This window comes from Xanthomonas bromi (assembly GCF_900092025.1).
GTDB classification, from domain to species: domain Bacteria; phylum Pseudomonadota; class Gammaproteobacteria; order Xanthomonadales; family Xanthomonadaceae; genus Xanthomonas; species Xanthomonas bromi.
The window spans coordinates 98,787-111,603 of the sequence record NZ_FLTX01000013.1; the positions used below are offsets into that span (position 1 = coordinate 98,787).

Below are 12,817 nucleotides of genomic sequence, written 5' to 3' on the forward strand. Positions count from 1 at the left end.
ATGCCGGCCGTCCATGGCGGCCGCGCGGGCGCCCGGCGATGAACGCAACCGTCACCATCATTGCCTGGAGCTTCCTGCTGGCGGGGTTGGGTCTGTTGACCGGTGCGGCGCTGATGCCGGATCAGGCGCGTTGGATCCTGCTGCTGTTGGGCGTGGCGTTCGGTGGCATGGGGGGCGGCATCCTCGGCCGTCGCGTACGGCATGCGCGGCGTGCTGCGTGGTTGCGCGAGCGTGGCACGGTGGTGGAAGCGAGCTTCGTTGAGGTTGAGCTCAATCCCTCCCTGGAGGTCAACGGAAAGCATCCATTCCGCATCCTCGCCCATCGTCACGACCGCATCCACAACACGTTGGCGGAGTATCGCAGCGATAACCTGTGGACCGATCCGCAGCCATTCCTGGCAGACGGGCAACTGCTGCGGGTCTTCGTCGATCCGCAGCGGCCATCGCGTTACCACATGGACCTGAGTTTGCTTCCGACGCTGCAACGCTGATTGCCCCTTGCTTGACGGCCTCCCTATGACGAGTACCACCACCGTCCCACCGATCGAAGCCCGCATGGCCGAGATCGTGTTCCCCAACCACACCAATCACATGGGCACGCTGTTCGGTGGCCAGGCGCTGGCGTGGATGGACAAGGCCGCGTTCCTGGCCGCCTCGCGTTATGCGCGGCGTGCGGTAGTCACCGCGCGCTCGGAGCAGGTGGACTTCAAGCTGCCGATCCGCCAGGGCCAGATGGTGGAAACCATTGCGCGCGTGGTGTCGGTGGGGCGCAGCTCGATCAAGGTGGAAGTGGAACTGATCGCCGAAGACCTGCTCAGCGGCGCACGCGAGCTGTGCACGCGCGGGCACTTCGTGATGATCGCGCTCGATGCCGACGGCAAACCGACCTCGGTGCCGCCGCTGTCAACTGACGCTGACCGGGCTGAGAGCGACTGATAAGAATGATGGTGCTGCTGCGAAACAAACGCGGCCAGCACTCGGAAAATCGACATGTGCCATGCGTCAACTGCGTTGCTTCGCAACGCCTGCACGCCTCCCTGACGACCGCCAGCGGCGGTCTGTCTGCCGCGATTATTCCTGCACCTCGCGGTCTTCGCGCTTGGTTTCTTCCATCGCCTCAGGTTCCAGCTCTTCGGCGCTGCGATTGAGTTTGACGAACACGCCCCAGGCGATCAGCAGCAATGCCGCACACATGCCCACCGCAGCAGCGTATGGCAGCTTGGCCGGGTCGTCGTGCATCAGTTCGAAGATCGACACCAGCGTTTCGATCGCCAGCGCGATCACGATCACCACGAAAAAGCGTGACAGGTAGCGGCGCACGCGCGTGGGCCCGCTAACCTTGACGTCGCGCAGGATCTCCTCTTCGAAGATGGTCTGGCCCAGTTCCAGCGTGACCAATGCCACCGTCAGCAGGCCGATGGCCTCCAGCACCACGTTGAAGCGGTCGCGTACCACCATGTCGCCACCAGGTGTGAAGCCATGCCACAACTCCAGCCCGGCCATGCCCACCAATCCCGCTGCGCACAGCACAAAGAACGCCAGGATCACGAAGTGACCGGCACGGAACAGGTGGCTGAGCAGCTTCATGATGACGACGGCGAGTGAGGGATGCAGAGCATCGTGTGCATGGCGTCGTGGCGGCGCGAAGGCTGCGCCAAGTAGACGCGCCCTCATCCGGCGCTTCGCGCCACCTTCTCCCGCGTGCGGGAGAAGACGTCTGCGGGGAGCAAACGGCGGAGTGGTCAGGAGGTCGCTGCGGCGGTGCGCAGGCTACGCCAAGCGGACGCGCCCTCATCCGGCACTTTGCGCCACCCTCTCCCGCATGCGGGAAAGGGGATATACCGGAGCTATGCGGTGGAGTGGCAAGAAGGTCGACACGGCGGCGCGAAAGCTACGGCGAGCACACGCACCCTCATCTGGCGCTTCGCACCACCTTCTCCCGCACGCGGCAGAAGGATCTGCCAGGGCCAAACGGCGTAGGAGTACGCAGGCCGCTCGGCCAGTCATGCAGCGGTAGCGACGACTCCCTTCCCCGCCTGCGGGGGAAGGTGCCCGAAGGGCGGATGGGGGCGAGGCATGCGTCGCATGCGCACGGCCGCCCACCATCCCCATCAGCTATGCCGCAACACCTGATACGCCTGCAGATGCACGTTGGCGGCCATCAGCAGCGGCGCGTTGCGGCCGGTCTCGCGCACGCGCTTGAGCATGTCGCCGACGATCTGCGCCGCTTCCACCTCCTGGCCGGCTTCCAGATCGCGCAGCATCGAGGCTTTCAACGGCGAGTCGACCTGCAGCAGCGTCTGCAACGCCTTGGTGCGCGCAGCTTCCGGAATCGATTGCCCGGCCGCATCGGCCGCCCACAGACATTCGTTGTACAGGCCGTTGATCAGCGCACGTCCGTCGTCGGTGGCCACGATCGCACCGACCGGTGCGCGCATCAAACAGGTGGCCGCCGCCAGCGCGGTAAGGAAGCTGTATTTGATCCACTGCTCCTGCGCGATCTGCTCGCTCGCCACATGGGCGATACCGGCCTGCGTGCACGCGGCAGCAAATGCCTGCACGCGCGCCGAGTCGGGGCTGCCATCGCGCTCGCCAAAGGTGATCGCCGCCGGCTTGCCCAGATGCAGGATCTCGCCGTGCTTGCCCTTGGTCGCGCTGATGAAGCAGAGCCCGCCCAGCACGCGCGCCGCACCGAAGCGCTCGTCCAGCGTCGCGTAATGGCGCAGCCCGTTGAGGATGGGCAGCACCGTGGTGTGCTCGCCCACGGCCGGCGCAATCGCCTCGATCGCGCTGTCCAGGTCGTAGGCCTTGCAGCTGAGCATCACCAGATCGAACGGCCGCTGCGCCACCAGGGCCGGCAACGCCTGCGCGGTGACATGCGCCACCGGCAACTGCGCATCGCCCAGCGGGCTGCGGATACGCAAGCCGTCGGCCTGCAACTGCGCGGCGCGCGCATCGCGTACCAGGAAGGTGACATCCACGCCGGCCTGCGCCAGACGCCCGCCGAAGTAGCCGCCGGTGCCGCCGGCGCCGAGGATGAGGATATGCATGGAAAATTCCTTTCAACTTAATTCGAACGCGCAGACGTCAGCTATTATTTCTGCCGGATCGGGGATTCTCGGTCGGCATCAGGCTCTGGCGGAATCGCCGGGGCCTTTTGTTTGGGTCAGTAGATTTGACTAGCTCTGCCAAGGATATCCATCGGGAAATCGTGGCCGAGCTTTCGCAAGCTGGCTTGATTCATGTGGCGTATGATTTTTTCCATGTTCTCCACAAATCGACGCGCTTCTTTCGGCCTCGCCTGCTTAGCCCAAGGCGGATCGGTGCTAGGAGTGAGCGGCCTAACCCCTTTCCATGTGGCCTTCTCGTCTTCGCGCGCATACGGCTTTGGATGAGCGACTTTGTTGCGGAAATCGAAGAGTTCATTCACTGTCTTAAGTGAGACGTGCTCCATTGTGAGATCCAACGTATCAATTAATTCCAGAAATTTCTGATCAGGCGCTTTGCACTCAAAGTCCTTGATGGCTTCAAGTTGTGGAATCATTTGACGTCCGTGCAACGCATGGCCGAGCTGGTTGAAGTAGGCCTCTAAAGCAAAGCAACACATCATCATGGCGCCCAGCGCGAAGTGGTTAGGTTGCTCCTCTGCGGCATCTTCGCTTTTCTCAAGGAAAGAGCGCGCCGCGTTCGCGAGAAGTGCGTGCGAATAACCTTCCACGCTCTGCGTCACGTGCTTGCGATCCATGTCAGCTCCGCAAGCCCACGCCACGCCGCAGCAGCCACAGCGCCAGCGCGCTGAGCACCGCGACAAAGCCCAGCATCAGTGCGTAGGCCACCCAGATCGGCACGTCGGAGCTGCCGAGCAGGCCGTAGCGGAAGGCGTTGACCATGTAGAAGATCGGGTTGGCATGGGTGGCCGCCTCGGCCCAGCCGGGCAGCAGCTTCACCGAATAGAACACGCCACCCAGGTAGGTCAGCGGGGTCAGGATGAAGGTCGGCACGATCGCCACGTCATCGAACTTCTTGGCGTACACCGCGTTGATGAAGCCGGCCAGCGAAAAGATGATCGCGCCCAGCAGTACCGTGGTCAGTGTCACCAATGGATGCGGAATGCGCACCGGGGTGAAGAACATCGCGATGATCAGCACCAACGCCCCGACCATCACGCCGCGCAGCACTGCGCCGGACACATAGCCCCACAGGATCACCCAGTTGGGCATCGGGCTGACCAGCAATTCCTCGACGTGACGGCCGAACTTGGCGCCGAAGAAGCTCGAAGAGATGTTGCCGTAGCTGTTCTGGATCACGCTCATCATCACCAGGCCGGGCACGATGAACTGCATGTAGCTGTAGCCACCCATGTCGCCGACGCGCGAGCCGATCAGCCCGCCGAAGATCAAGAAGTACAGCGTCATGGTGATGGCCGGCGGCACCAGGGTCTGGCCCCAGATGCGCAGGATGCGCTGCACTTCGCGGCGCACGATGGTGCCCAGCGCAATCCAGTTGCGTTGGCGGGGTGTTGCAGGCGTGGCGGACATCGACGGCTCCGAAGGACTCATGGGTGACCTGCCGGGCGCACGGGCGCTGCAGCAGCAGGGGTCGGGGCGGCAGGATTCTCGCCGGGCCCGGTCAGACGAACGAACAATTCTTCCAGCCGGTTGCTCTTGGTGCGCATCGAGCGCACGCGGATGCCGGCATCGCCCAGTGCGGCGAACACGCGGTTGAGGTCCATCGCGCGCGGCATGTCCAGATCCAGCGTATGGCCGTCGATGGCGGTGAGCGTGGTGCCTTCGATCGCCGGCAGCTGGGCAGGCAGCTCACCGTCGATGTCGAACAGGAAGCCTTCCACGTCGAGCTTGGCCAGCAGCTCGCGCATCGGCCCCTGGGTGACGATCTGGCCGTGGTTGATGATGGCCAGGTTGCGGCACAGGTGCTCGGCCTCTTCCAGGTAATGGGTGGTCAGGATGATCGTGGTGCCGGCGGCGTTGATGTCCTTGAGCACGCGCCACATGTCGCGGCGGATCTCGATGTCCACACCGGCGGTGGGTTCATCCAGGATCAGCAGGCGCGGCTGGGTCATCATGGCGCGGGCGATCATCAGCCGGCGCTTCATGCCGCCGGACAACGTGCGGCTCATCACCTGGGCCTTTTCCCACAGGTGCGCGCGGCGCAGTTCCACTTCGGCCAGCTGCTCGGCCTGCCGGCGCGGCATGCCGTAGAAACCGGCGTAGTTGACCAGGATGTCGAAAGGCTTTTCGAACAGGTTGAAGTTGATTTCCTGCGGCACCAGGCCGATCAGGCGCATCGCCTCGCTACGGTGGGCGACCAGGTCGGTGCCGAACACCTCCACCTGCCCGCCGGACAGGTTCACCAGCGAGCTGATGATGCCGATCAGGGTGGATTTGCCCGCGCCGTTGGGGCCGAGCAGGGCGAAGAAGTCGCCCGGCACCACGTCCAGCGACACGCCCTTGAGCGCCTGGGTGCCGTTGTCGTAGGTCTTGCGCAGATCGCACACGCGCAGGGCGGGTGCACTGGGAGATGGTGAATTCAAGAGGATCCTTCGCGCCAGGGTGCCGGCGCAGCGAGTTGCAGCCCGTTATTATAGAAGCCCGTGGGGGTTCGCCCCGATCACAGACTGTCCCAAATACGTTCGTGCCCGTTCAATTCCCCCTCAAGCTTGTCGACCGGCGCATGATTGCGCCCACCGTGGCCCATTGCCAGTTCGTGCGTGATGACGGGCAGCTGCTGGATTTCCAGCCCGGGCAGTTCATCCAGATCCATTTCGACTACGCCGATGGCACGCCGACCAAGCGCAGCTATTCGCTGGCGACCATCCACGACCACGCGCTGGGGCCGGGCGAGGCGGTGGAGATCGCGGTGAGTTTCGTGCCCGGCGGCTCGGCCACCGCGCTGTTCGAAGGCCTGGAGATCGGCGACCGGTTGCAGGCCAGCGGGCCCTACGGCCGCTTCTGCCTGCAGCCGGGCGACCACAACCGGCGCTATCTGCTGATCGCCACCGGTACCGGGGTGACGCCGTACCGCTCGATGCTGCCGTTGCTGGCCGAGGCAATCGCCACCCGCGGCGTGCAGGTGGTGTTGCTGCAGGGCGCGCGCACCCCGGCCGAGCTGCTGTATGGCGACGATTTCCGCGCGTTTGCCGATGCGCATCCGCAGTTCCGCCACGTGCCGTGTTTTTCGCGCGAGTTGCCCGCCCAGCCGCATGCCGATGTGCGGCATGGCTATGTGCAGCAGCAGCTGGCCGAGTTCGCCCCCGATGCCGCGCACGATATCGCCTACCTATGCGGCAACCCGGACATGGTGGACACCTGCCTGGAAGCGCTGAAAGCAGCCGGGCTGCCGAGCGCGCAGATCCGTCGCGAGAAGTACGTCAGTTCGACGCCGCCCAAGGTCTGAGGGCAGCCTGCGGGCCGCGCGTTCGTGCCGCCTATGCCTGCCTGTGTGCTGTGGCCTTCAGCGCGGCGCGGAGTCGCTGCGGTATTAGGCCGCAGGCGTTAGGAGTGCCGGGCGCTGCAGCTCGACCGTGACATGCACCAGTTCTTCGTGGATCTGCAGTGCGCGGCGCACCAACTCCGCATCGATGTCGGCTGCAGTGACCAGGCTGAGGACGCAGGCATAACGTTCGCCGCCGACGCGCCAGACATGCAGGTCGGCAATATCGATCGCATGCGGAAGTTCGGCGATGACCTGCTTCACTTCGGCCACGACCGGTGCGTCCATCTCCGCATCCAGCAACACGCTGCCGGTGCTGCGCAACAACCCCCAGGCCCAGACGGTCACCAGCACCGCGCCGACGATGCCCATGATGGGGTCCAGCCAGGTCACGCCCCAATGCATGCCGGCAACCAGCGCGACGATCGCAAGCACGGAGGTTGCGGCGTCGGCCACCACGTGCAGATACGCCGCGCGCAGATTGAGATCGCTGTGCGCATCGTGATGACCATGACCATGACCATGACGTTCGTGGGTATCGGTGTGCGCATGGCCGTGACCGGCATGCCCGTGGGAGTGACCGTGCCCATGTCCGTGGGAGTCGCGCAGCCACCACGCGCAGATCAGATTGACCAGCAGGCCGATCACCGCAATGACGGTGGCCTCCTGATACTGGATGGGCTTGGGCGTAAACAAGCGTTCCACCGACTGGAAGGCCATCAGCCCGGCCACGCCCAGCAACAGGATCGCACTGGTGTAGCCGCCCAGCACCTCGACCTTCCAGGTGCCGAAGGCGAAGCGCATATCGCCGGCATGCTGTCGCGCGAAGCGGTAGGCGAACAGCGCCAAACCCAGTGCCAGCGCATGCGAGCTCATATGCCAGCCGTCGGCGAGCAGGGCCATGGAATTGAGCGTCCAACCGCCCACGATCTCCACCACCATCATGAGCACGGTCACGATGACCGCCTTGCGGGTGCTGCGCTCGGCAAGCGGATTGGCGCTGGCAAAGGTATGCGACTGCGCGCAATGCGGCGCGGCGTGCGTGGTCGACATCGGTGGTGGCTCTGGCTAAGGTACCCCCACAGGGTATCCTAAATACCCCTGGGGGGTATACGGCAGTGGCGCATCTCAATCAGGACAGATCCAAGCTGCTTGCGCGCGTGCGCAGGATCCGCGGGCAGGTGGAAGGGTTGGAAAAGGCGCTGGCGCAGGACGTGGAATGCACCGCGTTGCTGACCCAGGTGGCCGCGTTCCGCGGCGCGGCGCAGGGCTTGATGGTCGAGTTGCTCAGCGAGCATCTGAAGCACCATGTTGCCGCACCGCAGGCACTGGGCGAGCGCGAGCTGGCAGTGGATGACATCACGGCCATTCTCAAGACCTATCTGAAGTAGAGCTCGGAGCCTGGGCGATAGCGCTCATCGTCAGGCACGCGCGGTCTACGTTGGGTGCGGCAGGCATACGCCATGTCACGCATGCAAGGGCGTGCGGGGCTACGCGTGACAGGACATGCACCACGCATCTCGGCAGCGCTGTGCTCAGGCACATCGCCCGCTGGAATGGCGAGCATGCAGGTGGCACGGCGCTGACGCAGCCACTGCAGTAGCTGACTGCCTGTTCCGCACAACGTCTGCCAGGCAATGCATGAGAATGCAGAAACGCTCTTCTTGATGTGTAAAGGGTGCTTGACAGCAAGATCCGGTGAGCGCATCTTGCCTGTCAAGCGTACTTGACAGGCGACTGAGATGCGGCGGCAGCGTCAGCAACGGGAATGCAGGCATGACCGCGCAACGCACTGCGCCGTGCGAATGATCGCCGGGCGTGTGCGCAGCGGTCGTCTGGCGTGGGCAATCGCCGCGCCGAGGCGGTGCACATGACACGCTGCAAACGCAAGGCGCTGCTGGTGTTCTGCCTGGGAATGGTGCTTCTCGGCATCGGTCTGCTGGGTCTGTGGCAGGTGTTGCCGTTGGACGATTACATCGCCGGGCTCAGCGCCGGCATCGGTGGGTCGTGCATGCTGCTGTCGGTGCCGATGTGGCTGGCGCGCGGCGAGATGCGCGACAGCACCCGCCCGCTGTTGGCGCGTCGGTATCACCGCGAATTCGGCATCCCGATGCTGTTGTACGTGGTGGTGATGCTGTTCTGGCGCTATCTGCTTGCGCATGTCGGCCCGAACTGGGCGCGGGTGTTGATCGCGTTGCTGCCGGCCGTGCTGGTCGTGCTGGTGATTCGTGCGGTGGCGCGTTATGTGCGCGATTCGGACGAGATGCAACGGCGTATCGAACTGGAAGCGATCGCCATTGCCGCCGGGCTGGTCAGCGCTGCATATATGACCGCCGGGTTCGTGCAGGCCGCCGAGTTGATCGATGTTCCAGCGAGTGCGGCGATGCTGTGGGTGTTTCCGTTGTTGTGCGCCATCTACGGCATCACCAAAAGCATCCATGCGCGTCGTTTTGAATGAAGAGCCGCGTGCGCGAATTGCGCGAGGCCAATGGGTGGTCGCAAGGGGAGCTCGGCGAACGGCTGGGTGTGTCGCGGCAGACGATCAATGCGCTGGAAACCGGCAAATACGATCCCAGCCTGCCGTTGGCGTTTCGTATCGTGCGTTTGTTTGGGGAATCGATCGAGCACGTGTTTCTTTACGAAGATGGGCAGTAGGTGCCGCGGTCACATGTGGCCGTATGCAATGTCATGGAACAGGCAATACCAGGAGATAGGGTGACGATGGTCAAGCAATCCACAATGGTGGCGGCAGCACTGATCGCAGTGCTGGCCGCCGGATGCCAACGCACAGCAGCGCCTGCCGCAGGAAACGACGTTGCAGGAAAGTCTGCCGCGTCCGCGTCCGGGACGTCTGCGCAGCAGCCCGCTGGAAAAACGCCGCCCGGTAGCGCCGCAGGCAATCGTTACGGCACGCTGCGGTTCACGCCATGCACGCTGAGCGCTGGCGGTGCGGCCGGTAACAGCGAAGCGCAATGCGCGCGCCTGCGCGTGCCGGAAAATCCAGCCGCGCCGAGCGGGCGCAGCATCACGTTGAAGATTGCCTGGCTGGAAAGCGAAGCCGGCGGCGGCAGCGCGCCGGACCCGGTGTTCTTCATCGCCGGTGGGCCCGGGCAGTCGGCAACCGAAGTGGCGGCCATCGTGGACATGGGCCTGCATGAAGTCCGCAAGCAGCGCGACATTTTCCTGGTCGATCAACGCGGCACAGGTGGCTCGCATCCGCTGGAGTGTCGCGATGCGGCCGGCAAGCCGCTGGCGCTGGAGAACAGCAGCGAGGCCACCGCCGCGCAATTGACCGACTATGCGCAGCGATGCGCCGACGGCCTGCGTGACGATGCCGACCCGCGTTACTACACCACCCACGAAGCCATCGGCGATCTGGATGCGGTACGCGCGGCATTGGGCGTGCAGACGCTGAATCTGATCGGTGCATCGTATGGCACGCGTGTGGCCCAGCACTATGCCGCGCGCTATCCGCAACACACGCGCACTGTGGTGATCGATGGCGTGGTGCCGAACGATCTGGTGATCGGCGGCGAGTTCGCACGCACCTTCGAAGACGCGATCGCGTTGCAGTCCACGCAATGCCGTCAGCAGCCTGCATGCGCCAGGCGTTTTCCGGTCGATACCGGCACGCAGTTGCGCCAGGTGGTCGAGCGCCTACGGCAGGCACCGGTGGCGGTGGATTACCGCGACCCGCGCACCGGCGTCTTGCGCCACGAACAGGTCACTGCCGATACCGTGACGGGTCTGGCGTTCGGTTTCTCGTATGCACCCGAAACTGCGTCGCTGCTGCCGCTGGTGTTGGACGAAGCGGCCGCAGGCCGTTACGCCGCGTTGATGGCGCTGGCGCAAATGAGCGCATCGGGCATGTCCGATCAGATGAATCGCCTGATGCAATGGTCGGTGTTGTGCAGCGAAGATGCCGGGCGTTACCACGCACCAGAGCACACCGACAGCACGTTGCTGGGCAACGAGGTGGCCGACATGTTCTTCGCGCCGTGCAAGGTGTGGCCATCCACGCCGGCGCCAGCTGCGGCGAGCGCACCGTTCCGCTCGACACTGCCGGTGCTGCTGCTCTCCGGCGAACTCGATCCGGTCACGCCGCCACGCTACGCGCAGCGGGTGCTGCAGGGCTTGCCGAACGCTCGCCATGTCATCGCGCCAGGGCAGGGGCATGGTGTGTTCCGCCTGGGCTGCATGCCCAAGGTACTGAGCCAGTTCCTGCAGAGCGCCGATGCCAAGGCGCTGCAGACCACCTGCGTTGCCAGCCTCAACACCGTACCGGCCTTCACCTCGTTCAACGGATGGGAACCATGAGCCGCATCGCCCACGCCACGGAGGCGCTCGCATGATCGTCGTCGATACGTTGCATAAGTCGTTCAAGACCAAGGCCGGACTGGTGAAAGCCGTCGACGGGGTCAGCTTCAGTGCTGCCGATGGCCAGATCACCGGCCTGCTCGGCCCCAACGGTGCCGGCAAAACCACCACCTTGCGCATGCTCTACACGCTGATGTCGCCCGACCAGGGCAGCGTCACTGTGGATGGCGTGGATGCCGCCCGCGACCCGGTGACAGTGCGCCGCGCACTCGGCGTGTTGCCGGACGCACGCGGCGTCTACAAGCGCTTGACCGCACGCGAGAACATCGCCTATTTCGGTGAGTTGCACGGCATGTCGCGCACGCAGATCGCGCAACGGACGCACCTGCTGGCCAATGCGTTGGATATGGACGACATTCTCGACCGTCAGACCGAAGGCTTCAGCCAGGGCCAGCGCACCAAGACCGCGATTGCGCGGGCATTGGTGCACGACCCGCGCAACGTGATCCTGGACGAGCCCACCAACGGTCTGGACGTGATGACCACCCGCGCCATGCGTGGCTTCCTGCAGCAGCTGCGTGCGGAGGGGCGCTGCGTGATTTTTTCCAGCCACATCATGCAGGAGGTGGCTGCGCTGTGCGATCGCATCGTCATCATCGCCAAGGGCACGGTCGTGGCATCCGGCAGCGCCGACGAACTGCGCGCTGCAACTGGTGGACACAATCTGGAAGACGCCTTCGTCAAGGCGATCGGCTCGGACGAGGGACTGCACGCATGAGCACCACATCCTTGTTGTCAACGCTATGGACGGTGCTGCGCAAAGAATTGCGCGATATCTCGCGCGACCGACGCACCCTGGCATTGGCGTTGCTGCTATCGCCGTTGCTGTACCCGATCCTGATCCTGGGCATGGGCGCCCTGAGCGAAAGCCGGGTGCGTACGCAGATCGACAAGCCGCTGGATATCCCAACGCTCGGCCGCAGCAATGCGCCGACTCTGGTGCGTTTTCTGGCCGCGCAAGGGCTCAACGCAGTGGATGCGCCAGCCGATCTGACGGCGGCGATTCGCAACCAGGATGTCGACGTGGCACTGCGCATCAGCGATAGCTACGCAGAGGATTGGCGCGAAGGCCGGCCGGCGCTGGTGGAAATCATCAAGGACAGCACCCGCCGCGAGGCCGATGTGCCGAGCCTGCGCTTGCAGGCCGCGCTCACCGGCTACAGCCAGCAGGTCGGCGCATTGCGTCTGCTGGCACGCGGTATCGACGCGCAGGTTTCCAGGCCCCTGGAAGTCGCCGCGCAAGACCTGGCCACGGCCGAAGCCAAGCGCGGCCAGATGATGGCGATGCTGCTGCCGGTGTTGCTGGTGATCACCTCGTTTCTGGGTGGCGCCTCGTTGATTCTGGACGCCACCGCCGGCGAGCGCGAACGGCAGTCGCTGGAACCGTTGCTGGCCACACCCGCGCCACGCAGCGCCATCGTCAGCGGCAAGATCGCTGCGGCCTGCGTGATCGGCATGGTGTCGTTGTTGCTCACCTTGCTGGCGTTCAAGCTGAGTGCGCAGCTGTCCACGTCCAACCTTGGCCGCCAGCTCAATGTCGGTCTCATGCCGATGCTGCAGATGCTCTTCATCCTGGTGCCGATGCTGTTCGTCGGCACTTCGCTGCTGACCTATCTGGCTGCCGCCGCCAAGAGCATGAAGGAAGCGCAGGCGCACATGACCTGGTTATTGCTGCTGCCGATGCTGCCGGGCTACGCATTGATGGCCTATCCGCTGAAGACGCAGTTGTGGCACTTTGCGGTGCCGTTTCTGGCGCAGAACCAGATGTTGTTGAAGGTGATCCGCCACGAGCCCATCAACCTGCAGACCTGGGCGGTGTATCTACTGGCCGGCTTCGGTGTGGCGGCCTTGCTGTGGTATGCGGCAGTACGGCGGTATCACCAGGAACGTCTGGCGATTTCGGGGTGATGTTGCTTGTCCCATCGGGAGAAGGTGGCGCGCAGCACCGGATGAGGGACGCGACTCGCGTGCAGGTTCAGCCGCACAGGCG

General features: G+C 64.4%; 15 protein-coding genes. 9 read left to right on the plus strand and 6 right to left on the minus strand.

The features are described 5' to 3' along the window. Nucleotides 1-38 precede the first annotated feature (38 nt). Together XBLMG947_RS05515 and XBLMG947_RS05520 are read left to right on the plus strand one after the other, a co-directional pair. Nucleotides 39-491 (plus strand): hypothetical protein, encoded by a 453-nt coding sequence (locus XBLMG947_RS05515; RefSeq protein ID WP_065466757.1) that lies wholly within the window; start codon nt 39-41, stop codon nt 489-491. 25 nt (nt 492-516) lie between these two features. After that, nucleotides 517-936, plus strand: a complete 420-nt coding sequence (locus XBLMG947_RS05520; protein WP_065466758.1) for an acyl-CoA thioesterase — start codon at nt 517-519, stop codon at nt 934-936. A 135-nt stretch (nt 937-1,071) separates the two neighbouring features. Here XBLMG947_RS05520 and XBLMG947_RS05525 read toward each other — a convergent pair whose 3' ends face one another. The 5 genes from XBLMG947_RS05525 to XBLMG947_RS05545 all read right to left on the minus strand — a co-directional run bounded on the left by XBLMG947_RS05525 (nt 1,072) and on the right by XBLMG947_RS05545 (nt 5,551). Continuing rightward, nucleotides 1,072-1,587, minus strand: a complete 516-nt coding sequence (locus tag XBLMG947_RS05525; RefSeq protein ID WP_065466759.1) for a hypothetical protein — start codon at nt 1,585-1,587, stop codon at nt 1,072-1,074. A 524-nt stretch (nt 1,588-2,111) separates the two neighbouring features. Next, the gene (gene panE, locus XBLMG947_RS05530) at nt 2,112-3,050 is read right to left on the minus strand and encodes a 2-dehydropantoate 2-reductase (RefSeq protein ID WP_065466760.1); all 939 of its coding nucleotides are present in this window, start codon (nt 3,048-3,050) and stop codon (nt 2,112-2,114) included. A 116-nt stretch (nt 3,051-3,166) separates the two neighbouring features. Next, entirely contained in the window at nt 3,167-3,745 is a 579-nt protein-coding gene (locus tag XBLMG947_RS05535) for a hypothetical protein (RefSeq protein WP_065466761.1), read from the minus strand. A gap of 1 nt (nt 3,746) precedes the next feature. Continuing rightward, entirely contained in the window at nt 3,747-4,559 is an 813-nt protein-coding gene (locus tag XBLMG947_RS05540) for an ABC transporter permease (RefSeq protein ID WP_181093116.1), read from the minus strand. Then, nucleotides 4,556-5,551 carry an ABC transporter ATP-binding protein gene (locus tag XBLMG947_RS05545; protein ID WP_065466763.1) on the minus strand — a complete coding sequence of 332 codons (996 nt, stop codon included), beginning with the start codon at nt 5,549-5,551 and terminating at the stop codon, nt 4,556-4,558. The genes XBLMG947_RS05540 and XBLMG947_RS05545 overlap by 4 nt, the downstream gene beginning before the upstream one ends. Before the next feature lie 35 nt (nt 5,552-5,586). Here XBLMG947_RS05545 and XBLMG947_RS05550 point away from each other — a divergent pair, with 35 nt between their 5' ends. Continuing rightward, nucleotides 5,587-6,414 carry a ferredoxin--NADP reductase gene (locus tag XBLMG947_RS05550; protein WP_167352003.1) on the plus strand — a complete coding sequence of 276 codons (828 nt, stop codon included), beginning with the start codon at nt 5,587-5,589 and terminating at the stop codon, nt 6,412-6,414. Between the two features lie 84 nt (nt 6,415-6,498). Here XBLMG947_RS05550 and dmeF read toward each other — a convergent pair whose 3' ends face one another. Continuing rightward, nucleotides 6,499-7,503 (minus strand): CDF family Co(II)/Ni(II) efflux transporter DmeF, encoded by a 1,005-nt coding sequence (gene dmeF / locus XBLMG947_RS05555; RefSeq protein WP_065466765.1) that lies wholly within the window; start codon nt 7,501-7,503, stop codon nt 6,499-6,501. A 65-nt stretch (nt 7,504-7,568) separates the two neighbouring features. On the opposite strand from dmeF, the gene XBLMG947_RS05560 reads away from it, so the two are divergent. From XBLMG947_RS05560 to XBLMG947_RS05585, 6 genes are all read left to right on the plus strand, one after another. Further along, nucleotides 7,569-7,841 carry a metal/formaldehyde-sensitive transcriptional repressor gene (locus tag XBLMG947_RS05560; RefSeq protein ID WP_065466766.1) on the plus strand — a complete coding sequence of 91 codons (273 nt, stop codon included), beginning with the start codon at nt 7,569-7,571 and terminating at the stop codon, nt 7,839-7,841. A 479-nt stretch (nt 7,842-8,320) separates the two neighbouring features. Beyond that, entirely contained in the window at nt 8,321-8,908 is a 588-nt protein-coding gene (locus XBLMG947_RS05565) for a hypothetical protein (RefSeq protein ID WP_065466817.1), read from the plus strand. Beyond that, entirely contained in the window at nt 8,905-9,105 is a 201-nt protein-coding gene (locus tag XBLMG947_RS05570; protein ID WP_065466767.1) for a helix-turn-helix transcriptional regulator, read from the plus strand. Before XBLMG947_RS05565 ends, XBLMG947_RS05570 begins: the two co-directional genes overlap by 4 nt. 60 nt (nt 9,106-9,165) lie before the next feature. Then, on the plus strand, nt 9,166-10,767 hold the full coding sequence (locus XBLMG947_RS05575) for an alpha/beta fold hydrolase (RefSeq protein WP_065466768.1): 1,602 nt from the start codon (nt 9,166-9,168) through the stop codon (nt 10,765-10,767). A gap of 31 nt (nt 10,768-10,798) precedes the next feature. Continuing rightward, nucleotides 10,799-11,545 carry an ABC transporter ATP-binding protein gene (locus XBLMG947_RS05580; protein ID WP_065466769.1) on the plus strand — a complete coding sequence of 249 codons (747 nt, stop codon included), beginning with the start codon at nt 10,799-10,801 and terminating at the stop codon, nt 11,543-11,545. After that, the gene (locus XBLMG947_RS05585; protein WP_065466770.1) at nt 11,542-12,735 is read left to right on the plus strand and encodes an ABC transporter permease; all 1,194 of its coding nucleotides are present in this window, start codon (nt 11,542-11,544) and stop codon (nt 12,733-12,735) included. The genes XBLMG947_RS05580 and XBLMG947_RS05585 overlap by 4 nt, the downstream gene beginning before the upstream one ends. The last annotated feature ends 82 nt before the right edge of the window (nt 12,736-12,817 follow it).